Raw genomic sequence first — 21,826 nt, 5'->3', positions numbered from 1 at the left:
GTGCGTGGTCCATCAACCGCACGCCCGGCCCATTCACGCGAGCCCGCACCCCTGGCCCGCTCCGGCCGAGCCCGAGAGAGAGCGAGGGTGATCTCGAAGGGAACGGGGCATGATCGGTCGGATGGGCCGGACGGGTCGGACACGCCGCACAGGCCGTATGGGTCGTATGGGCCGGGTGCTGGGAGCCTGCCTGGTGGCGGCCTCCCTCGTGCAGATGCCGGTCGCCGGGGCGGCCAGTGGGCCGACGGACGAGGTGTGCGCGACCAAGCCGAGACCGCCGGGCAAGGTGCTGCAGGGGTACTGGGAGAACTGGGACGGCGCGGCGAACGGCGTCCACCCGCCCTTCGGCTGGGTCCCGATCACCGACGGCCGCCTGCGTGACCACGGCTACGACGTGATCAACGCGGCGTTCCCGGTGATCCGCCCGGACGGCACCGTCCTCTGGGAGGACGGCATGGACGCGACGGTGAAGGTCGCGACTCCGGCGGAGATGTGCCGGGCCAAGGCCGCCGGGGCCACCGTCCTGATGTCGATCGGCGGCGCGGCCGCCGGCATCGACCTCGGCTCCCGCGCGGTCGCCGACCGGTTCGTCGACACGGTGGTGCCGATCCTGAAGAAATACAACTTCGACGGTATCGACGTCGACATCGAGACGGGCCTCACCGGCAGTGGCGACATCAACCGGCTGTCGGCCTCCCAGGCCAACCTCGTCCACATCATCGACGGCGTGCTGTCGCGCATGCCCCCGGGCTTCGGCCTGACGATGGCGCCGGAAACCGCTTACGTCACGGGAGGCAGCGTGACGTACGGCTCGATCTGGGGTGCCTACCTGCCGATCGTGAAGAAGTACGCGGACAACGGCCGGCTCTGGTGGCTGAACATGCAGTACTACAACGGGAACATGTACGGCTGCTCCGGGGACTCGTACTCCGCCGGGACGGTGCAGGGCTTCACCGCGCAGACGGACTGCCTGAACAAGGGGCTGGTCGTCCAGGGCACGACGATTCGCGTTCCGTACGACAAACAGGTCCCGGGTCTGCCGGCTCAACCGGGTGCCGGGGGCGGCTACATGTCGCCGGCCCTCGTGGCCCAGGCGTGGAACGTCTACGGCAACGGCTTGAAGGGCCTGATGACCTGGTCGATCAACTGGGACGGATCGAAGGGCTGGACCTTCGGGGACAACATCAGGAGGCTGCAGGGCCGTTGGTGATCAGGTGCAGCACGTGCTCACCATTCGACCAGCAGCCGCGTCGGCGCCACGACGTTGATGCTCGGCTCGTACACGCGCTCCTGGTCCGGGACCAGCCGCAGGCCGGGGCGGTGCCGTACGAGGGCGGTGATGCCGGCGCGGGCGACCACCCGGGCCAGGTTGGCACCCAGGCAATAGTGCAGGCCCTGCGAGAAGTGCAGGCTGCCCGCCAGGTGCGGCCGGTGCGGGTCGAACGCGTCGGGCTCCGGGAAGTGCCTCTCGTCACGGTTGGCCGACGCCGTCATGACCCACAGCACCGCGCCCGCCGGTATGCGGACACCGCCCACTTCGGCGTCGGCCGCGGTCATCCGGAACACCCCCAGGGCGGGACCGGAGCGCCGCAGCGTCTCGCTGAACAGCGCGTCGAAGTGCCCGGGCTCGTCGTGCAGCAACTGCCAGCGGCGAGGGTCCTCCAGCAGTTCCTTGCAGAGATTGACCAAGGCGAAGCTGGTCGGGCGGAATCCGGCGGTGATGACGTCGAAGCTGAGGAAGCTGATCAGTTCTTGCTCGGTGTAGTCGGCCTCTCCCCGGGCCACCTTCTGCGTGAGAAGACTGATCAGGTCGTCCCCGGGACTCCCGCTGCGCAGCCGGATCACGCCGGAAAGGTACTCCTCCCATTCCCGCACGTCCTTCGCATAGGCGAGCTGCAGGTGCGCAGGCGGCTGGCCGAAGAAGAATGCGTTGACCGCCCGGTGGTAGTGAAGGATGCGGTCGTAGTCGCCCTCGGGGAACCCGGCCAGCTCGATGACGATGCTGTTCGCCAGCGGACGTGCGTACGCTTCCACGAGGTCGACAGGGGGTTCGGAAGGAATCTCGGCGATGCGCTGTGCCGTGATGTCACGGATGCGTGACTCCAGGCTCTTGACGCCCTTCGCAGAGAAATACGGCACCACTGGTTTGCGCAGCCGGTCGTGCGTCGGAGATCCGTCGAAGCCCATGTTGGGAGCGGTGAACGTGCTGGTGCTCGCGAGAACCTCGCGGACCTCCGGAGGGTAACTGGCCATGATGATGGACCGGGTGGAGGCGGGAAAGAGTTCCGCATTCTTGAGGATCCGCGTCACGTCGTCGTACCGGGACACGATCCACATGTTCAGTTCTTCACTGAAGAACACCGGTGCTTCGTCCCTGAGGGTCTTCAGCATGGGGTGGAGTTCGTCCGAACCGTGCGAGACGAACGTGGCCGCTGCCGATTCGGGCGAGAGCAAAGGGCATTGCTGTGCCCCGGTGGAAGCGGTGGGCGCACTCGCCCCGGTGTCGAGGTCGATGGACTCAGGCAACGTCAAAACCCACTCTCTCGTCTCCGTCGCAGCACTCGTGCGTGCGCTCTGCCCCAGGGTCGCACCCCTCCTCCGGGCCGGCGGCGTCCGCTTCTCCTCCCCGGCAGCCCTCTTGACGAATGCACATCAGGGGGAGCACCGCCCGGCGGGAGCGTGGTAACGAAAAGGTGCCGGTAGGGCCACGGGAATCGTGACGCCGCTCACATTCATCCGTTGCCACAACTCGATATGGACGCACCCCGTGCCCATTCACCTGACTCCTCAGGCCCTCGTACCCGGAAAGATACGTACGCAGGTAGACGGCCCCCGAAGGGCATATACGTTGTTCGAAGGTCACCTGGACGTCGTCAGATTCCGTGTTTACGGATGGCGGCACCGTCCGAACTGCACCGTCCGGTCAGGCGGATGGTGCCGCCTGCGGTCGACGGCGGCGCCTGGGCTCCGACAGTAAAAGGACCCAAGGGTTCTCACTCCGTCGAGGCCGCCGCCGACCAGGCATTTCCCGGACTCGGCGGATGCGTCCGGCCCGGCCCGCACCGACGTCCGCCCGACGGTACGTGCGGCGCTTCCCGATGGGAATCAGCGTCAGGTCAACACCGGGCAGTGCTAGGCCAGTTGATCGACACGGTCACTCGGTTCGGTCGTCCGTCATGGAAAATGAGAAGGGGTCGCCATTCGGGGGGAGTCGCCGACTTTCCCGTGAGCGTCCTGCGAAAACGGGGGAAACATGAAGACGCAGGTGACTGTCCTCGGCCTCGGCCCGATGGGTTCGGCGCTGGCCGGGGCATTCCTGGCGGCCGGACACCGGACGACCGTCTGGAATCGCACGCCGGGCAAGGCCGCGGCCCTGGTGGGGCAAGGGGCCGCGGAGGCGGGGTCGGCCGCCGAGGCCGTGGCCGCCAGCCCGCTGGTCGTGCTCTGCCTGGCGACGTACGAGGCCGTCCGCGAGGTCCTGCACCCTCTGGCCGGCGCGATGGCGGGCCGCAGCCTCGTCAACCTCACGTCGGGCTCGCCGCCGCACGCGCGGGAGGCGGCGTGCTGGGCGGAGCGGCACGGTGTCGCCTACCTCGACGGAGCGGTCATGACGACTCCGCCCGGCATCGGCGACCCCGACGTCCTGGTGCTCTACAGCGGTTCACGAGCCGCCTTCGACGACCACCGCGCAGTCCTGTCGGCCCTGGCCGATCCGGTGCACCTGGGCACCGACGCGGCCCTGGCCTCCGTGTACGACACGGCGCTGCTGAGCCTCATGTGGTCCACTCTGGCCGGCTGGCTGCACGGCACGGCGCTCGTCGGCGCCGACGGCCCGGGCGGCAACGAATCCGCGGGGGCCTACACCGACGTGGCCCGCCGGTGGATGAAGACCGTGAGCCGGTTCATGGCCGCCTACGCTCCGCAGATCGACGCCGGACAGTACCCCGGCGACGGCTTCCCCCTGCGTCTGCACCGTTCGACGATGGACCTCCTCGTCCACGCGAGCGAGCTGCGCGGGGTGGAGTCGGGTCTGCCGGAGCTGCTGAGGGACCTGACCGGGCGGGCGATCGCCGCCGGCCACGGCGAGGACAGCTACGCGCGCCTCGTCGAATTCATGCGCAAGAACCCCCAGGAGGTCAAAAGCCCGTAACGGCCGCCCCTTGGCTGCTTCAGTCCCCGAGCGCGATCCGGAAGCCGAAACCGACGACGACCGTACCGGTGATCCGGTCGAGGAACCGGCGTGCGGAGGGGCGCTGCAGCCGGCTGCGGAGGGCATGGGCGAAGCCGATCAGCGCGCAGGACCAGACGATGGCGAGAAGGATGTGGACACCGGCCAGCAGCACACCGGCAAGGAGGTGCGGAGCGCCGGGCGGAATGAATTGCGGGAGGACGGCGACGTAGAAGGCGCCCATTTTCGGATTGAGCAGATTCGTCACCGTGCCCTGCCGCCAGCCGCCCGGGAAGGAGTCCGGCGAGTCGGCCGCCGCCGGTGCCCCGGCGGATTCCGCGGCGTCAGCGGACGACCGGCGCCCGGCCAGGAGAAGCCGGATGCCCATCCACACCAGATAGGCGGCGCCTGCCCAGCGGAGAACGTCGTAGGCGAGATGAGAGGCGGTGAGAAGCGCGGTCACCCCGAGCGACGTCAACACACCCCAGACCAGCGTGCCCGTCTGAATCCCGAGGACCACGCCCCAGGCGCGGCGACGGTGCCCGAGCGCGGCGGTCCGGAGTATGAGGGCGGTGTCGAGGCCGGGCGTGAGGGTGAGCAGCCCCACGACCAGGGCGAAGGAACAGAGGACGTTCACAGTGATCATGGACTGCCACTGTAGGAGGGAGGGGCCGGGGATCTCCAGATTCCTGCCCGAAATCGGGCAGAGAATGCCTGAAGTGGCGGCAGGTCGCCCGCTTCGGGACGGTCGGGACGGCTTCCCCACCCGGCCATGGGTGAGGATGGGTACATGACCAGCATTGTTCTCGTTCGTGGTGACATCACCCAGCAGCACGTCGACGCCCTTGTCAATGCGGCGAACTCGTCCTTGCTCGGCGGCGGTGGCGTCGACGGCGCCATCCACCGCGCAGGCGGCCCGGAAATCCTCGAAGCCTGCCGCGCCCTACGTGCCTCGCACTACGGCAAGGGCCTGCGCACGGGCCAGGCGGTGGCCACGACGGCGGGCCGCCTTCCCGCACGCTGGGTGATCCACACGGTGGGGCCGGTGTTTCAGGTTTCCGGCGGCGACGAGTCGCTGCTGGCCTCCTGCTACCGGGAATCCCTGCGGGTTGCGGACGAGTTGGGCGCGCGGACGGTCGCCTTCCCGGCCATCTCCACGGGTGTCTACCGCTGGCCGATGGAGGACGCGGCGCGCATCGCGGTGGAGACGGTGCGGGAGACGGAGACGAGGGTGGAGGAGGTCCGCTTCGTCCTCTTCGACGAGCGGGCGTACGAAGCGTTCGCCGCGCAGGTGGGTTAGTGACCCGACCGCCGTCACAGCGGCGACATGGTCGACGGCGGCGAGTCCGGCGCCATGCCCGCGCCGACCGCCGCGACCCCGCCGGCCACGGTCCAGCCGCGCCGGGCGGGCGGCCGCCCCCCCGGGGCCATCAGTGAGCCGGCACCCGTCTCACCGCGGCCGGCGCGGTCGCGGCGGCCCCGGCGTGGTGCGGCCCGCCGTCGTTCGGTGTCGGCCATGGCCCGTACCCGCCCGGCGGTATCGCGCCGACCGTCGGCGCTTGTTGGTGTCCCCGGGCCGCCACCGGCTACGGTCACCCCTGGGCGTCATATGCCCGCGCGGAGCGTGCGGCGCGAAAACGCCCAGAATCTCCCATGGCCGGAAATGCCTCCTATCGCGGGGAATCATTACTCATACCCGCTGAAGCGACGTTGTGTGCATGCCATGATTCCGCCCGGTGTCGAAGCCGTTCCACCAAGGCCGGGGAGAACCATGGCGCTCTCGCTCAAAGACCTGCTCGATCTCTTCCCCGGCGAAGGCAGGGACTTCGTCCTGGCGCGCGACCTCATCGAGGACATCCCCGGCGTCGGCCCGCTGTTCGAGACGTGGCTGACGTCGGCGGACCTCACCGTGAACGCGTCGGTGCCCAACCGCGGCGAGGTGACCGTGGCGGGCACGCTCTCCTTCACCGTGGTCGACGGCCCGTGCCCCGTGGCCGTCTCGTTCACCGTCGACGGGCCGACCCAGTCGGTCACCGGGGTGATGCTCGACTTCACGCTGCCGGCGACCGAGGAGGACTCCGGCGAGGAGGACCCGTTCGCCCCCCACCTCCAACTGTCGGCCGGGGCGCAGGGGTTCTCCGCCGCACTCGTGATCGCCTTCGCCGGCGCCGGGGGCGAGGCGAAGGAGATGACGTTCACCGCCTCCTACCAGGACGGCTCCCTCATCGGCGACTGGTCGTCCGACGACGGCCTGTCCTGGGACGACGTCGCCCACGCCCTCGGCACCGCCCCCGCCGACCTGCCGCCCGCCCTCGTCCCGGTGCTCAAACAGGTCGCGTTCGCCTACGAGAAGAAGAAGCGGGCGTTCGTCCTCTCGGCCGCCACCGAGTACGTCCAGCTCGCCTTCGCCTCGCTTCCGCAGAAGGCCGGCACGGGCTCGGCCGGTCCCCGGCTGCGGATGGTGCTGCTGCAGGGCACGTACGAGGCGGGCTTGGCCGACCTCCCGTCGGTCGGCGAGTACGCCCCGATCGACGACGACCTCGTCTTCGCCGGGCTCCAGGCATTCCACCTCTCCGCGGCGATGAAGGTCCGCAAGGTCAAGGCCCTCAACGACCTGATGGGCAACGCCGGCGTCCAACTCGGCCTTCCCACCCGCAGTCTGACCGCCGGGGCGTCGCTGGCCGTCACCGCCGCCACCGCCCTCTCGGAGAAGAACCACGGCCTGGTGTACCCGCTGCGGCGCAAGTCCCAGCCGGGCCCCACCCCGCCCCCGCGCGCGGAGCTCACCGCCGGGGCGGACGAGGACGACGTCCCCGCACAGGCGTCCATCCCCCTGGACGCCACCTTCTGCTGGCCCTCGCGGCGGAACTCACCCCCGAGTCGTACGTCCTGGAACCCGAGTGCCGGCTGACGGGTGGCCTCGCCTACCGGACCTGGTTCGGCGGGTCCCACGAGGGCGACTTCGTCTTCTGCCTCGGCGGCTACGCGCCCGGGTTCGACCGGCCCGACCACTACCCGGACGTGCCCCGGCTCGGCTACACCTGGGGCATCTCCGACTGCGTCACCGTGCGCGGCGAGGCGGTGGCCTTGGAGGCGGGCACCGGTGTGGTGGTGGAGAAGGAGAAGCCGTCGGCGGAGACGACCCAGCGGTCGTCACCGTCGGCGCGGCGGCGGGCGCTGACGGCCTGTTCCTCGGGCAGGACGCCGGTGAGCGGGGCGATGTCACCTTCCCCGTGGGCACCGGATCCGCCGACCTCAGCGACAACCCCGGCAGCGCCGAGCAGCAGGCGGACGACGTCAGGAAATGGCGGTTCGAACTGGACGTGGACACCCCGGGGTCGGCGCTGCTGACCCCCAAGCGCTCCGCGACCGTCCCGCCCGGCGGGCAACTGGAACTGGCCCTGGCCCACATCGAGATCAACGCGGAGGTCGGCACGAGCAAGCTGACGATCGAGGAACGCATCAAGGACAGCCCGGACCCCCGGATCGAGGAATGGCCCCTGGCCAAGATCCCCGCCGGCTTCACCACCGGTGACTTCCGGCCCGAGACGATCCTCGTCGACAGCGGCACCCCGGCGGAGCTGACCTGGCGGGGCGACTCCCGGCCCGGGGCGACGTACACGATGCTGCACGACGGCGAACCGCGCGACGTCACCGACGTCCGCTACTGGAAGTCCCCGCCCCTGCACCGCGACACCGCGTTCACGCTCGTGGTGGAGGTGACGGAGGGCGGGAACACCGCCGAGTACGCGATGAGCACCATGGTCACCGTCGCCCGCCCCGACCTGGCCGTGAACGACCTCACCGTCAACGGGAACACCACACTCACCCATCTCTTCGCCGCCTTCGACATCGGCGACGCGCCCTCGCTCACCTGCACCGCCGAGACCGACGGGTTCCTCATCGGCCACGTACGCGCCGACCAGGACGTACCCGACACCGAGGACCCGCCGCCCACCCTGACGGTCACGGTCACCCCGGCCGGCCGCCCCGGCCGTCTCACGAGCGTCCAGTCCCGCCTGGCGGAACGGGCACCCGGCGACCCCGGGAGCCGGCTGACCGCCGTCGTCCCCCGGGGTCCACGGTCACCGTCGCCCGCGCGGGCACGACGCCGAGCACCCACGGCCTGACGTGGCTCCCCTTCGGCACCGGCGAACTCAAGAAGGCCACCGGCGAAGCGCCGCCGGCCTGAGGAGCGGCACGGGACCCCACCGCTTCAGGCGCTCGCCCTGCGCGGGATGACGCCCTGGGGGTTTCGCTGAGGAGCACGCGCCCATACGGTGGCCCGGTGACGCCGATCAAGGAGTTCCAAGTCACCTTCGACTGCGCAGAACCCGAGCGCCTCGCCCGTTTTTGGTGTGAGGTGCTGGGGTACGTCGTATCGCCGCCACCCGAGGGGTTCGCCACGTGGGACGATTTCAAGCGCTCGCAGCCGCCTGAGCAGCAAGACGCATGGTGTGCCTGCATTGACCCCTCAGGCGTGGGTCCGCGACTGTACTTCCAGCGCGTCCCCGAAGGGAAGGCCGCCAAGAACCGGCTGCATCTCGACGTGCGGGTCGGCACCGGACTCGTGGGTGAAGAGCGCCTCGCCGCACTTGAGGCCGAGTGCGCACGACTGGTCCCGCTCGGGGCGGTACACGTGCGAACGCTGTATGACGGCAACGACGCGTGCATCCCGATGCTGGACATCGAAGGCAACGAGTTCTGCATCGACTGAGGAGCCGTGGGCGTCCCCTCCTCCGGTCACGACGGGACATCGGCCGCTGGGCCGATCGCCTGAGGACGGGTCGTCGGCGAATCCCACCTTTCTCCCTCGCCGCGCCTGTACCGTCTAGGAGGTCTTCGGCGGGCGCCGCCGGGGTGCGTCTGCAGCCAGGCTCGGGGGAGGCACAGGCATGGAGATCGAACTGGCGGCCGCGGTGGCCGCGTTGCGCGACGAGCTGACCGAGGCCGTCGCCAATGGCAGCGGGCAGGAGATCGCTTTCCAGGTGGGGCCGATCGAGCTGGAATTCACCGTCGAACTCCGCCAGGACGTCAAGGCGAAAGCGGGCTTCAGGGCGTGGGTGGTCTCCGGTGACGGCGAGGCGGGGCTGGCCCGGGGCCGTACGCACCGGGTGAAGGTGGCGCTGACGCCGCAGGGGCCCGACGGGGACGTGTTGATCCGCAGACGGCGGCTGACGGACCCCGGGCCGGGTGACGTGACCGGCCGTATCGAGGACTGACGCGCCGAGGGGTAAAGGGCCGGGCCCGTCGCCGGGCGCGGGGGGGCATGTACGGGGGACAGCACGGTGAACGGTGATCTGGTGGTCGGGGTGGACGGGCCCGACGGGCTGGGGTCGGGGTACGTCATCGCCCCGGGTCTCGTCCTGACTTCGGCACACGTTGTGCCGGCGGTGGGCGGGGCGGTGACCTTCTTCCGTCCCGGCAAGAGCGGGCAGTACGCCGCGACGGTGGTCTGGCGGGGCACACCCGGAGGGCGCGACGACGCGGCCCTCCTGCGTTTCGACGACGGGCATCCGGACATGGAGGGGGCACCGCGGCCGGTCGCGTCCGTCCGGTGGGGGCGGCTTGTCACCCACCGGCCCGAGACCTGCTGCGAGATTCGGGGCCTGCCGGCCGTCGTCCAGCGGGAGCATCAGGGGGTGGAGCTTCTGCACACGCAGGGGACCGTCAACCGGGCGGACCGCTCCGTCAACAACCGGTATCTCGTGCGCCTTGAGGAGCGGGTTGTTCCGTGCACCGGCCCGTCCGGGCGGGCGGTCTCGCCCTGGGCGGGCCTGTCGGGCGCGGCCATGTTCTGCGACGGGCTTCTCACCGGGGTGATCTGCGCGGACTTCGACGGTTTCGCGCACACCCGTCTGGAGGCCGCGCCCGCCTACGTCCTGCTCGGCGACGACGACTTCCGCCGGGCCCTGGCAGAGCACGGCGTGGGGACCGTACTGGAACCGGCGGAATGGGCGGGCCTGTCCGGCCTTTCGCCCAGGACCGGAAAGCGCCTCGCCGTGCGCACCTTACCGGCGTCGCCCGCGGCGCTGCTGGAGGCCCAGCATGCCGTGGTTCCCTTCCGCGGTCGCGAAGAACTGCTCAGGGAGTTGCGGCTGTGGTGCGAGGAGCCCGGCCTCGACGTGCGTCTCGTGCACGGCCCGGGAGGACAGGGCAAGTCCCGTCTGGCCCTTGAACTGACGGCCCGTCTGGAGAGCGACCGCTCGACGGTGGTGTGGCTGAAGAACGACGCGAAGGCCGAGGACATGGCGGCGCTCGGCGACGCGGCTGTTCCGTTGCTGGTGATCCTCGACTACGCCGAGACGCGTGTCGAGCAGCTGACCGCCCTGCTCACGACGATCGTCGCCCGCCCCCTGCCGACGCCGTCCAAGGTGCTGCTGCTCGCCCGTACCGCCGACGACTGGTGGCAGCCCGCGCGGCGGGCGAACAGCGACACCCGGGACCTCCTCGACGACATGATCGAGACCCCGCTGCCACCGCTGGAACCGCACCCCGAAAGTCGTGCCGAGGCATACCGGGTCGCCGTGGAGCATCTGGCGCGGGCCCTGCCGCATGTGCGCGGGCAGGAGCACCACACCTGGCCGAAGGTCGCCGCGGCGGTGGCCGAGGCCGTGCGGCGCAGGCCCGACCGGCTGGACGGCCCGGGGCTGGACATCGCACTCGTCCTTCACATGACCGCGCTGGCCGATCTCTTGGACGAGGCCGTCAGCACCGCCCCGAACCGGCCGGGGGCGGTGACCGATCCGGCGGCCGGCACCCGGCCGGTCGCCGGCGCCCCGCCCGTCGCCGTTGCCGGCCGCAAGGCCGTGCGCGTGGAACAGCGACTGCTCGACCACGAGTCCAAGTACTGGGCGGCCGCCGCCCGGCAGCATCCCCTCACGGAGCTGGATGAGGAGACCCGCAAGGACGCCCTCGCCGCGGCCTTCCTGTGCGGCGCCGACACCCCCTCCCAGGCGGAAGCCCTCCTCGGCCGCCTCTCCTACCTCACAGACCACGGACGAGCCCGCCACCGGGCCCTCGCCGGCTGGATCGCAGCGCTCTACCCGCCCCACGACGGCAGGGCGTGGGGGTCCCTGCGGCCGGACCGGCTGGCCGAGTACTTCGTCGGAGAGCGGCTGACCAGCAACCACGACCTCCCGCAGGACCTGCTCGGCGGCATGACGGCGGATGACCGCGAGCCGTACGACCTCACCGACGCCCAGATCGCCCAACTGCTCACCGTCTACGCCCGGGCGGCCGCCCACCCCGCCCACCGCGACGCCCTCGACGAACATCTCACGGAGCTGTGCGTGCGCCGTCGAGACGTGCTGACGCAGCCGGCCGTCGACGTCGCCACGCAGGTCGAGCGGCCGCAACCGCTGGTGTCGGCGCTGGACCAGCTGGCCGACGAACCCGGTGCCACGCCGGAGGACCTGCTGGAGCTGGCCGACCGCCTGCCGCGCCCGACGCACGCACTGGGCCCGCTGGCCGCGAAAGTGACCGGGCAGCTCGTCGAGATCCATCGCCGACGGGCCGATGAGGACGCCGCCCGCCTGCCCGGCTTCGCCCTGATGCTGCGCCGCCTGACCGGCCGCCTCGGTGATGTGGGGCGGACCCGGGAGGCGTACGAGGCCACCGGCGAGGCCGTCGGGCTCTACCGGCGGCTCGCACAGGAGGATCCGGCCACCTACCGGCCGCATCTTGCCGCCGTCCTGCACAACCTGTCGCTGACCGCGCGCGTTCTGGGAAAGCGGGAAGAGGCCCTGGCGCCTGCCCGGGAAGCCGTGGAGATCTACGGTGAGCTGCGTCTCGCCCGGCCGGACGCAGACGAGTTCCGGTCCGGCCTGGCCCACGGCCTCGGTGCTCTCGCCCAGGCCGAGGGCGAGCTGGGCCGGCCCGGGGCGGCGCTGGCGGCGATGGACGAGGAGGTCGGCATCCGGCGCGACCTGGCCGCGGAACGCGGCGACTTAGCCCTGCCGGAACTTGCCGCCGCCCTGAACAACCGGGCCATTTGGCTGATGGAGTGCGGACGCGTCGAGGAGGCGCTGTCGGTGAGCGGGGAGGCCGTCGCCCGCTACCGGTCCCTGGCCGAGCGGCGCGCCGACGCCTTCCGCAACGGTGTCGCCCGCAGCCTGGGCACGTACTCCACCTGCCTGCACCTCGCGGGCAGGCCGAAGTCCGCGCTGGAGGCAGCCGAGGAGGCCGTCGGGATCCGGCGCCGACTGGCCGCCGAACGTCCCGGCGCGTACCTCGCCGATCTCGCGCTCAGCGTGCACTCCCTGACCATCGACCTGGCCGAGACGGGACGGACGGACGAAGCCCTGGCACGGGCCGCCGAGGCCGTCGGCCTCTACCGGCGCCTGGCCGAGCAGGAACCCGCCGGGTTCGGGCACCGGCTCGCCAACTCCCTCAACACCTACGCCCACCGGCTGAACGAGGCGGGGCGGCCGGCGGACGCACTGGAGGCCGCCCGGGAGGCGGTCGGCCTCCACCGTCCCCTGTTCACGGCGGAACCCGGGACGTTCAGGGCCGATCTCGCCATGAGCCTGGACACCTTGGCCACCCAGCTGGAGGAGACCGGGCACCCGCAGGACGCCTTGCGGGCCGGCGAGGAGTCGGTCGGCCTGTACCGCGCGCTCGCCGGGCAGCGCCCCGACGCCCCGCTCGACGACCTGGCCTGCGCCCTGACCAACCTCTCCCACCGGCTGAACACTCTCGGAAGACCGGACGAGGCCCTGGCAGCGCTGGACGAAGTGGTCCGCATCCGTCGCCGTCCGGTGACGGCGGACCCGCTCGGCACGTCGCGCTCCGCCCTGGCCGGTGCCCAACTGGCCAGGATGCACTGCCTGTGCGACATGGGACGGATGCAGGACGCCGTGGCCGCGGCGGCCGAAGCCGTGGAGCTGTACCGCGGCCTCGTACAGGAGAACAAGGAGAACAACGAGATCATGGGGGACAAGGAGGGCGCGGACGGGTACGCACGCGGGTTCGCCGCGGCCCTGTCCGGTCTCTGGCTCATGCGGTCCCGAGCCGGGCAGGCGGCCGAAGCACTGACCACGCTGGAGGAGTCCATCGAGGTCAGCGGCCGTCTGATGGGGGTGGAGCGGGAGCAGGACGCCGGCTCCGCTCCGGCGAACGGCGACGAACTGTTCGTACTCGGCACCCAGCTCTCCGCCGCCGGCCGTCCGGACGACGCGGCCCGCGTCATGCGCAGGGCCGTGACCGCGCTCCGGCGGCCGTCCGGGGACGGCTCCTCGGAGCCTTCCCCCCGGCTGCTCCCGGCCCTGTCCTGCCTGACGACCTACCTGATCGAGGGGGGACGGCGTGCCGAGGCGCTGCCCGTCGCCGAGGAGGCGACCGGCCTGCTCGGCGACCTCGCGCGGCGGGACGCCGCCCGCCAGGGTCAGTTGGCGCATTCGCTGTGGCTCCTCGGCTGCCTCCAGCACAACGCCGGCCGGGGAGAGGCCGAGGAGACCCTGCGACGGGCCGTCATCGTCGCGGACGCCCTGCCCCCCACCGACGGACGCGACACCGTGCGCGGCCTGGCCCGCTCCGGCCTGGGCATGCACCTCGTGGAAGGCGGCCGGGCGGCCGAGGGCCTGGCGCACGCCCGGGAAGCCGTCGGCATCGCCCGCGACCTGGCGGGCGCCGATCCCGCCCACGGCAGAATGCTGGCCCTTGTACTGACCGACCTCGGCCGCCTTCTGGCACTCGGTACATCGGCGCGCGAGGAAGCCTTCGGGGTCTCCGCGGAGGCGCTGGCCGTGTCCGAGCGGGTGGCGACGACCGCAGCCCCGGCCGGCGAACCGGTCCTGGTCTGGGCACTCGCCCACCACGGCCTGCGGCTGAGCGAGGCCGGACGGCACCCGCAGGCCCTGGACACCACCGCCCGGGCGGTTTCCCTGAGCCGCGGCCTGGCCGCACGTCACCGCGCGGCACACGAGGACCACCTCGCCTTCGCGCTCTACGCCTACGCCAGGACCCGGCTGCTCGCGGACGCCCGACAGGAGGAGGCGAGAGACGCCATCACCGAAGCGGCTCCCCTGTGGCAGGCGCTCGCCGAGACCGAACCGGGGCTCGCCGCCCCGTACCTCGCCGCCGTGACCGACACCCACGCGCGCCTCGCCGGCCCGGGCTGAGGTCGCCGCCCTCCGTATGCCGCGCGTACGCGGCGGACCGGCACCGACCGGCGCCCGCCCGTCACTTGGGCTGTTCTTCGATGTCCGACGTTCCGGTGGGCCGGCCTCGGTGGGCAATCCGCTGGATCTCGGGGCACAGTCGGCAATCAGCGCAACCAGTGATGAACCCCTCTTGAACGCCTTTACCAATCCTGTGCATGAACCTCAACTGATGTTCCTCGAATTGGCTGGTTATGATCGGCACCCACTCCGAAACAGCCGGCTGTGTTTGACGAGGACTGATGACTCCCACAGGATCCGAAGACCCGGGCGGCGAGCCGGTACGAAGAAGCCGACGACGGACCGTGCGCCTGCGGACCTTGCTCGTCTGGCTCGCGGTGGTGCCCACCGTGGCGATGGGCGTCCAGGTTCTCATCAGTTCCGACCGGTCGGTGCAGGAGTCCCGGCACCTGCGCAAGGACGTGGCGGCCGGCCGGCAGACCGGCGTACCCCTGTATCAGCTCATGACCACCCTGCAGTCCGAGCGTGCGGTCACCGCCGCCTGGTGGTCGGGCATGCCCGTGTCCGGGGCCGGTCTGCGCGACCGCCGGGCCGCCACCGACCGGGCCGTGGCCGTGTTCCTGAAGTCGTCGGACGCCGATCAGCTCCATTCCGACCGGGCGAAGGACCGCCTGCGCGACGTCGCGGGGCGACTGGCCGACCTGGGCGCCCAGCGCGAACGCACCGACGCGCGCCACGGCAGCGCGGACGACACCGTCGACTACTACACCGACGTGATCAGCGGAACGATCCGTTGCTACGGAGACTTCAACCACGTCGACGACGGTGGGCTCACACAGGAGACGGCATCGCTCGCGGCCCTGTTCTCGGCAGCGGAGGTGGTGGCTCGCGAGGACTCCATCCTCGCGCTGGCGGGCCCCTCCGGAAGACTGACGTCCGCCAGGTTCGGTGAGTTCGTCAAAGCGGTCGGCGCGAGCGACTACTTGTACGACACGGTCGCCCTCGAACTGCCCCTTGACGACCAGGACACCCTCCAGCGGATCCTCACCTCGAACGCCTGGCAGATCAAGTCCCGCATCGAGAGGGCGGTCCTCTCCGAGCACCGGGACGTCTCTTCCGGCGTCGTGCTGCCGCCCGCGGTCAGCGACTGGCGCGCGGCCTACCGCACCTCCTCCGCCCAGTTGAACACCCTCAACGAGGACGAGCTGCAAGAGCTGCTCGCCCACGCCGACGAACGGGCGGCGCAGCTGGAGAGCCAGGTCGTCCTGCTGGTGGCCGCCAGCGGTGCCGCCCTCCTGCTGGTCGTCGCCGTCGTGGTCTTCACCACGCGTTCGGTCCTGCGCCGCCTGCGCTCTCTCCACGACCGCACGGTGGCGGTCGCCGAGCAGACCTTGCCGGACGTCGTGGACCGCCTCCAGCGCGGAGAGCCCGTCGGCACCGACGCACTGCCGCGGCCGAGAGGCGAACAGGACGAGGTCGGGCGGATCAGCGACGCCTTCGCCCACGTCGTCGCCGTATCCGTCGAGGGACACCGGACGCTCGCCGACGAGCGACACGGCTTCAGCGTGTTCGCCTCCGGCATCGCCGCACGGACCGGGAACCTGGTCAGCCGGCAGCTGGCCCTCACCGAGCACATCCAGGACACCTTCGGCCAGGACGAGGCACTCCTCGCCGAGCTCATGAGGTCCGATCAGCTCACGGTGGGCATGCGCCGGCAGATCGAGAACCTGCTCATCCTGGCGGGTGGCGAGATCACCGACCCGCACATGGAGCCCATGCGCATCGCCGACCTGCTGCGGGAGGCCGCCGCCGAGGTCGAGGACTTCCGGCGCATCGACCGGCACGCCATGGACGAGACCAGCGTGGAGGCCGGCGTCATCAGCCAGCTCAGCCACCTCCTGGCAGAACTGCTGGACAACGCCACGCGCTTCTCTCCGCCGACGGCGAGGGTCGCCATCCGGTCCGAACTGGTCGGTGACGGCCTCTGCATCGAGATCGAGGACCGTGGCCCGCGGGTGACCGCCGAGAGGTACGAGGAGATGAACGGCCGGCTGCACTCGGCCCCGCCGTACTCCGTGCTGGCCAGCAACGCGCACCGGCTCGGCCTCTTCGTGGTCGGCCACCTCGCCGACCAGCTCGGGGCGACGGTCACGCTGCGCCGGTCGGCGTTCGGCGGAACGTCCGCCGTGGTGATCGTCCCGGGTGAGCACCTCGTGCCGACCCGGGAGGGTGCCGCGGTGCCCGAGCCGGCGAAAGAGCCCGCGCCCGTACCGCGGCCGGCACAGCCCGCCGAGGAGCGGCGGCCGAAGCTCGTCGCGCAGAAACGGTCCGGCGATGCGGCGGACGACCCCGCTCCCAGCGCGTCGGGACTGCCGCGCCGGGAGCGGAAGGAGCAGGCGCGTCGGGCGGGGGACACGGCGCCGGAGGCACCGGCACCGGCCCGCTCCGGCTCCGGGGATGCCCCCGGCCGGCCGGCCCTCCCCGAGCGCGTCCCGCAGACCCACATGACCCAGCGGCTCCGCGAGCCGCGCGCGGCCGAACCGGTGGGCCAGGACGCCGCCACGCCCGAAGAGGTGGCCGACGCCTGGGCGGACTACGAAGACAGCACCAGGCAAGTGGAACTCGAGCTCCGACAGGACCAGTCATGACGACGACACAGAACGATGCGATCTACAGCATCCTGGACAACAACCTGAGCAGGATCGCGGGGATCCAGGGAGCCGTGCTCCTCTCCAACGACGGGATCAAGCTCAGCGCCTACATGCTGGAGAGGGACCAGGCCGAACGGGTGGCCGCGGCGTCCTCCGGCATCGCGTCCACCATGAAGGCCATCTCGCGGGAGATCGACGGCGGCGGGGTGATCCGCCAACTCGTCGAGATGGACGACCGGTACCTGTGCATCGTCGGCTGCGGATCGGGCAGCACGCTGATCGTCGTGGCCTCCCGCAAGGCACGGCTCGGAGAACTGGGCGGCGAGACCGTCCGCGCCGCGCAGGCGCTCGGTGAATGGCTGGACACCCCCGAACGCTCCCAGGCGCCCACGTCGTCATGACGGCCGACCCCCAGCCCGGACGGCGCCGCCGGACGCGGCTGTACGCCCTCACCGACGGTCGTACGGCCGCGTCCCGGCACGGCCTGACGATGGACACCGTGATCACGGCGGCCGCAGGCACCGGCGACGGTCACGGCGGCCTGCCCACGGAGTGGCAGGAGATCCTCGCCATGTGCCCGGCGCCGAACGGACGGGCGGTCGCCGAGATCGCCGCCCGGATGCGGATGCGCCTGACGCCCATGGTGGTCCTGCTCGGCGAGCTGCTGGAGCGCGGCCTGATCCGCCACCGGCCGCCGCTGGACGCCTCCGAGACCTCCAACGTCCACCTGCTCATGAAAATCAGGGACAACCTTGCCCGCCTATGACACCGCCGCCCCGGAAGCGTCGCCCGTCAAGATCCTCATCGCCGGGGGCTTCGGAGTCGGCAAGACGACTCTGGTCGAAGCGATTTCCGAGATCGATCCGCTGCGCACCGAGGAGCGGCTGACGTCCGCGGGCGTCGGGGTCGACGACCTGGACGGCATCGAGAGCAAGACGGCGACCACGGTCGCGATGGACTTCGGCCGCATCACCCTCACCGACGCCGGAGTGGTCCTGTACCTCTTCGGCACACCGGGCCAGGAACGCTTCTGGTTCATGTGGGACGACCTGCTGAACGGGGCGCTCGGGGCGATCGTCCTGGTCGACACCCGCAGGCTGGACCGCAGCTTCCCCGCCGTCGACTTCTTCGAGAGCCGCGGACTGCCGTTCGTCGTCGGCGCGAACTGCTTCGACGGCCGGCAGTCGTACACCGTCGAGGAGATCAGGGCGGCCCTGCACCTGAGGGACCCGGACACCCCCGTCCTCCTGCTCGATGCCCGCTCCCGGGAGGACGTCCGCGGCTGCTTGCTGTCGCTGCTGGACCGGCTCATCACCCAGGCGCGTGTCACCGCGCCCGTCTGACCTCGGACGGCCCTCTTGAAGGGGCGGCGCTTCGCGACCACTGTGGGGCCGTGACCGGTGGCCCTCCGGTCGTTCCCCGAGCGTTGGGAGTCGATGTGTTCCCCCTGGGCGCCGGCGTGCCCGACGTCTTCGACCCGCGGGTCTATGCCGACGGGCTGCCGCACGACGCCTACCGGTTGTTGCGCGACCGGCACCCGGTGGCCTGGCAGGACGAGCACGAGGTGCTGGGCTGGCCCGCCGGTCCCGGTTTCTGGGCGGTCACCCGGCACCGTGACGTCCTGCGCGTCCTGAAGGACGCACGGACCTTCTCCTCCCGCCTCGGCGCGACGCAGATCAGGGATCCCGACCCCGCGGACCTTCCGTTCGTCCGGCGCATGATGCTCAATCAGGACCCGCCGGAGCACGGCCGGCTGCGCCGGCTGATCAGTCACGCCTTCACGCCCCGCCGCGTCGAGCGCTTCACGGCCGCCGTGCGGCAACGGGCCCGCCATCTGCTGACGGCGGCCGTTGAGGCGGCGCGCTCCGGGGACGGAACGTGTGACGTCGTCGCCGCGGTCACGGACGAGTTCGCCCTGCTCAACCTCGCCGACCTGCTCGGAGTGCCCGCAGCCGACCGGGGGCTGCTGCTGGACTGGACCCGGCGCGTCATCGGCTACCAGGACCCGGAGGAGGCCGGTGCGCCCGAGCCGGGGCCGGACGGCAGGCCCGCCGATCCGCGGTCCCCGGCCATGCTGGGCGACATGTTCGGCTTCGCCCGGGACCTGGCCGCCTTCAAGCGGCGGCATCCCGGTGACGACGTGATGACCGTGCTCGCGTCGGACGACGATCTGGAGACGGCCGAGCTGGAGATGTCCTTCTTCCTGCTGACCATCGCGGGCAACGACACCGTCCGCAGCGCCGCGCCCGGTGGCCTGCTGGCCCTGGCCCGGCACCCGGACGCGTACGACCTGCTGCGCAGGGGGGACGTGGGGGCGGCGGGCTGCGTGGAGGAGCTGCTGCGCTGGCACCCGCCGGTGCTCAGCTTCCGCCGGACCGCGGCCCACGACACGTACCTGGCCGGCCGGCGCATACGCGCGGGCGAGAAGGTGGTCGTCTTCCACGGCTCGGCCAACTACGACGAGCGAGCCTTCGCCGCGCCACACCGCCTGGACCTCTCCCGGACGCCCAACCCCCACGTCTCCTTCGGGAACGGCCCCCACGTCTGCCTGGGTGCGCACTTCGCCCGTCTGCAGCTGCGGGTGTTCTACGAGGAGGCGCGGAACCTCCTGCCGTCCTTGTCCCTGGCCGGGCAGCCGCAGCGGCTCGTCTCGAACTTCATCAACGGCGTGAAGTCGCTCCCGCTGGCCCTCGCGGCGGCGGCTCCACCGGCTCCACCGTCCTGACGGGCTGCGAGGGCCACGGCCCTCGCGCACGGCGGGTCGCATACTCCCTTGATCGCGAGACGGACCGTATCGTATTATCGTCTCCGTTCTGAGGAATCCACGGGAGGAGCACCCCATGCACCACGTCATCGATGTCGCGCCCGGCGTCCGGCTTTGGGCGGAAGAGCGCGGCGACGCCGCCGCCCCGCCACTGCTCCTGATCATGGGCGCGCAGGCGTCCGGCATGGGCTGGCCCGACGAGCTCGTGGACGCCCTCGCCGAGCACCACCGCGTGATCCGCTACGACCACCGCGACACCGGCCGCTCACCCTGGGCCTTCGACCGGCAGCCGTACGCCGTCACCGATCTCGCCCGTGATGCGGTCGCCGTGCTGGACGGGCTCGGCATCGACCGCGCCCACATCGTCGGGCTGTCGCTGGGCGGCATGCTCGCCCAGCTCCTGATCGCCGATCACCCCGAACGGCTGCTCACCGCGACGCTGATGGGCACGTGCGCGTTGAGCACCGCTCCCTACACGAGCCCGGACGGCACCCGGCTCGCCCCCGACGAACTGCCCGGCATCGCCCCCGAGGTGCTGGAGATGTGGGCCCGGCCCGTCGAGGAGCACGGCCTGGAGGCCGAGCTGGACCGCCGCGTCGAGCACTGGCGGGTCCTGTCCGGCGGGCAGCTGCCCTTCGACGCGGACTACTTCCGCTCGCTGGAGCGCAGGATCATCGAGCACACGGGGCACCATCGGACCAACACCGCGCACGGTAGCGCCGACCCCTCGGGCATGCTGCGTACCGACGAACTCGCCGCCACCGACGTGCCCACCCTGGTCGTCTCCGCCCCCGCCGAACCGGTCTTCCCCCCGCCGCACCCCCAGCACCTCGCCCAGGCCGTCCGCGGGGCACGCGTCGTCGAGATCCCCGGCATGGGCCACGCACTGCCGCGCGAAGTGCTCGCCCCGCTCGCGACGGCCATCCTCGGCCACACGGCCGCGAACGGCGGATGAGCCGGGCCGTCGGCATGGCCGCCGGGCTCCGGGGAATACGGAGCGACAGCTTCAGTAAGGTCGCGGCATGGTCTTCGGAAGAAACAGGAACGGCGAGCCGCCGCTCGCCGTCATCGACTGGCGGGGCGTCCACAGGTTCTCGATAGACATCGTGGAGCGGGAGACCGGTCCGCAGCGCAAGCGTCCGGTGCTCGGCCCCAATGCCGTGCGCGTTCCCAGGCGCGAGGGCCAGGACCGGGTCAAGGCTCCCTGTGCCTTCTTCCGTTCGGCCGTTGTGGGTGTCCGTGACGTCGGCCGCGTGCTGTACGAGGACCGGGAGGCGCAACACGTCCTGTGCACGATCGAGGAATGCGACGCGGAGGGCGACGAACGCCGCTACAGCGTGCGGGACGGCCAGGGGCGGGAGATCGGGGTGATCCGCCGGGTGCCCCCGTCGAGGAAACTGTTGCGGCACACCTGGCGCATTCAGCAGGCGGGTCACCCGGAGATCGTGGGACGCAACAAGTGGGCCGCCATCGCGCCCAAGGAGGTCGCGGCCCGTGCCGCGGGTAAATTCCTCGGCGAATTGGTGGACTCCGCGCTCTCCCTCGGACACGACGACGGCCAGGTGAAGGAACGGACCCTGCTGTGGCTGGCGGGCGAGGAGCAGGTCATGCAGTCCGTGGGCCAGGAATTCCAGATCAAGGCCGGCTGGCTGGACCGCAGACTGGCCTTCGCCGTCGCAACGTTCGCCGACCGCTGACACCGGCCGCTTTCTCGCCCCCGGCAGGACGAACGCACAGGGGTTCCCGCCGGCTGCGGCCCGCGACGGCCGCAGTTCCGGTCGGCCCGTCAGCTCTCGTCCTCCAGCACGGCGTCGCAGGCGCTGCAGACCCGGTCGGCGTGTTCCGGGGCGTACCACGGGGAACCGGGGTGCTCCGACGGCTCCCACGGGGCCGCCTCCATGGCGAAGGTGTCCTTGCCGCAGAACGTCCGGGGGCCCAGCGCCGAGGAGCCCGGGGCGGTGGGTGCCGCATGCACCTGCCGGACGACCGGGGTCCCTCCGGCCCCGGATTCACCACTGGACGCCCTGCCGACCGCGGTCGGCGCCCTGTCGAGCTCGTACACCACGATGATCTCCGTCATGCGTCCGACAGTAGACCGCGGTGCGGGAGAACGCCGTGAGGG

General features: G+C 71.4%; 20 protein-coding genes. 16 read left to right on the top strand and 4 right to left on the bottom strand.

Translation table 11 applies throughout. The annotated features are described in order from the left end of the window. The first annotated feature begins 157 nt into the window (after positions 1-157). The gene (locus LE181_RS16775) at positions 158-1,210 is read left to right on the top strand and encodes a chitinase (RefSeq protein ID WP_225662097.1); all 1,053 of its coding nucleotides are present in this window, start codon (positions 158-160) and stop codon (positions 1,208-1,210) included. A gap of 17 nt (positions 1,211-1,227) precedes the next feature. On the opposite strand, the gene LE181_RS16770 is transcribed toward LE181_RS16775, so the two are convergent. Next, positions 1,228-2,391, bottom strand: a complete 1,164-nt coding sequence (locus LE181_RS16770; protein ID WP_225662096.1) for a cytochrome P450 — start codon at positions 2,389-2,391, stop codon at positions 1,228-1,230. Between the two features lie 862 nt (positions 2,392-3,253). On the opposite strand from LE181_RS16770, the gene LE181_RS16765 reads away from it, so the two are divergent. Continuing rightward, the gene (locus LE181_RS16765) at positions 3,254-4,150 is read left to right on the top strand and encodes an NAD(P)-dependent oxidoreductase (RefSeq protein ID WP_225662095.1); all 897 of its coding nucleotides are present in this window, start codon (positions 3,254-3,256) and stop codon (positions 4,148-4,150) included. A gap of 19 nt (positions 4,151-4,169) precedes the next feature. On the opposite strand, the gene LE181_RS16760 is transcribed toward LE181_RS16765, so the two are convergent. After that, a complete protein-coding gene (locus tag LE181_RS16760; protein ID WP_225662094.1) occupies positions 4,170-4,814 on the bottom strand; it encodes a LysE family translocator in 645 nt (214 codons plus the stop codon). 144 nt (positions 4,815-4,958) lie between these two features. Here LE181_RS16760 and LE181_RS16755 point away from each other — a divergent pair, with 144 nt between their 5' ends. Further along, the gene (locus tag LE181_RS16755; protein ID WP_225662093.1) at positions 4,959-5,468 is read left to right on the top strand and encodes an O-acetyl-ADP-ribose deacetylase; all 510 of its coding nucleotides are present in this window, start codon (positions 4,959-4,961) and stop codon (positions 5,466-5,468) included. A 14-nt stretch (positions 5,469-5,482) separates the two neighbouring features. Here the strand turns inward: LE181_RS16755 and LE181_RS16750 are convergent, their stop codons facing one another. Beyond that, a complete protein-coding gene (locus tag LE181_RS16750; RefSeq protein WP_225662092.1) occupies positions 5,483-5,686 on the bottom strand; it encodes a hypothetical protein in 204 nt (67 codons plus the stop codon). Between the two features lie 253 nt (positions 5,687-5,939). Between LE181_RS16750 and LE181_RS16745 the strand changes: the two genes are divergently transcribed. The 13 genes from LE181_RS16745 to LE181_RS16690 all read left to right on the top strand — a co-directional run bounded on the left by LE181_RS16745 (position 5,940) and on the right by LE181_RS16690 (position 21,401). Next, positions 5,940-7,079, top strand: coding sequence for a hypothetical protein (locus LE181_RS16745; protein WP_225662091.1), 1,140 nt, complete (start codon positions 5,940-5,942; stop codon positions 7,077-7,079). Beyond that, a complete protein-coding gene (locus LE181_RS32470) occupies positions 7,016-7,519 on the top strand; it encodes a DUF6603 domain-containing protein (RefSeq protein WP_308103142.1) in 504 nt (167 codons plus the stop codon). Before LE181_RS16745 ends, LE181_RS32470 begins: the two co-directional genes overlap by 64 nt. Beyond that, positions 7,402-8,298, top strand: a complete 897-nt coding sequence (locus LE181_RS16740; RefSeq protein ID WP_225662090.1) for a hypothetical protein — start codon at positions 7,402-7,404, stop codon at positions 8,296-8,298. Before LE181_RS32470 ends, LE181_RS16740 begins: the two co-directional genes overlap by 118 nt. 158 nt (positions 8,299-8,456) lie before the next feature. Next, the gene (locus LE181_RS16735) at positions 8,457-8,885 is read left to right on the top strand and encodes a VOC family protein (RefSeq protein WP_225662089.1); all 429 of its coding nucleotides are present in this window, start codon (positions 8,457-8,459) and stop codon (positions 8,883-8,885) included. Positions 8,886-9,063: 178 nt separating this feature from the next. After that, positions 9,064-9,390 (top strand): trypco2 family protein, encoded by a 327-nt coding sequence (locus LE181_RS16730; protein ID WP_225662088.1) that lies wholly within the window; start codon positions 9,064-9,066, stop codon positions 9,388-9,390. Between the two features lie 66 nt (positions 9,391-9,456). Next, positions 9,457-14,289, top strand: a complete 4,833-nt coding sequence (locus LE181_RS32465) for a tetratricopeptide repeat protein (RefSeq protein ID WP_225662087.1) — start codon at positions 9,457-9,459, stop codon at positions 14,287-14,289. A gap of 344 nt (positions 14,290-14,633) precedes the next feature. Beyond that, complete coding sequence (locus LE181_RS16720) at positions 14,634-16,937, top strand: sensor histidine kinase (protein ID WP_225662086.1); 2,304 nt, start codon at positions 14,634-14,636, stop codon at positions 16,935-16,937. Continuing rightward, positions 16,934-17,341 carry a roadblock/LC7 domain-containing protein gene (locus tag LE181_RS16715; protein WP_225662085.1) on the top strand — a complete coding sequence of 136 codons (408 nt, stop codon included), beginning with the start codon at positions 16,934-16,936 and terminating at the stop codon, positions 17,339-17,341. The genes LE181_RS16720 and LE181_RS16715 overlap by 4 nt, the downstream gene beginning before the upstream one ends. Continuing rightward, a complete protein-coding gene (locus LE181_RS16710; protein ID WP_225662084.1) occupies positions 17,338-17,706 on the top strand; it encodes a DUF742 domain-containing protein in 369 nt (122 codons plus the stop codon). The genes LE181_RS16715 and LE181_RS16710 overlap by 4 nt, the downstream gene beginning before the upstream one ends. Continuing rightward, positions 17,693-18,283: a GTP-binding protein gene (locus LE181_RS16705; RefSeq protein WP_225662083.1), complete on the top strand. Its 591-nt coding sequence runs from the start codon at positions 17,693-17,695 to the stop codon at positions 18,281-18,283. Before LE181_RS16710 ends, LE181_RS16705 begins: the two co-directional genes overlap by 14 nt. 95 nt (positions 18,284-18,378) lie before the next feature. Further along, a complete protein-coding gene (locus tag LE181_RS16700) occupies positions 18,379-19,665 on the top strand; it encodes a cytochrome P450 (RefSeq protein WP_225662082.1) in 1,287 nt (428 codons plus the stop codon). A 115-nt stretch (positions 19,666-19,780) separates the two neighbouring features. Further along, the gene (locus LE181_RS16695; RefSeq protein ID WP_225662081.1) at positions 19,781-20,659 is read left to right on the top strand and encodes an alpha/beta fold hydrolase; all 879 of its coding nucleotides are present in this window, start codon (positions 19,781-19,783) and stop codon (positions 20,657-20,659) included. A 67-nt stretch (positions 20,660-20,726) separates the two neighbouring features. Beyond that, positions 20,727-21,401, top strand: a complete 675-nt coding sequence (locus LE181_RS16690; RefSeq protein ID WP_225662080.1) for a hypothetical protein — start codon at positions 20,727-20,729, stop codon at positions 21,399-21,401. Between the two features lie 89 nt (positions 21,402-21,490). Here LE181_RS16690 and LE181_RS16685 read toward each other — a convergent pair whose 3' ends face one another. Next, positions 21,491-21,784 (bottom strand): hypothetical protein, encoded by a 294-nt coding sequence (locus LE181_RS16685; protein WP_225662079.1) that lies wholly within the window; start codon positions 21,782-21,784, stop codon positions 21,491-21,493. Between the last annotated feature and the right edge of the window lie 42 nt (positions 21,785-21,826).

It is taken from the genome of Streptomyces sichuanensis, assembly GCF_020328095.1.
GTDB classification, from domain to species: Bacteria; Actinomycetota; Actinomycetes; order Streptomycetales; family Streptomycetaceae; genus Streptomyces; species Streptomyces cinnamoneus.
The sequence above is the reverse complement of the archived record's forward strand: the minus strand, read 5'-3'. Positions and strand labels throughout refer to the sequence as shown.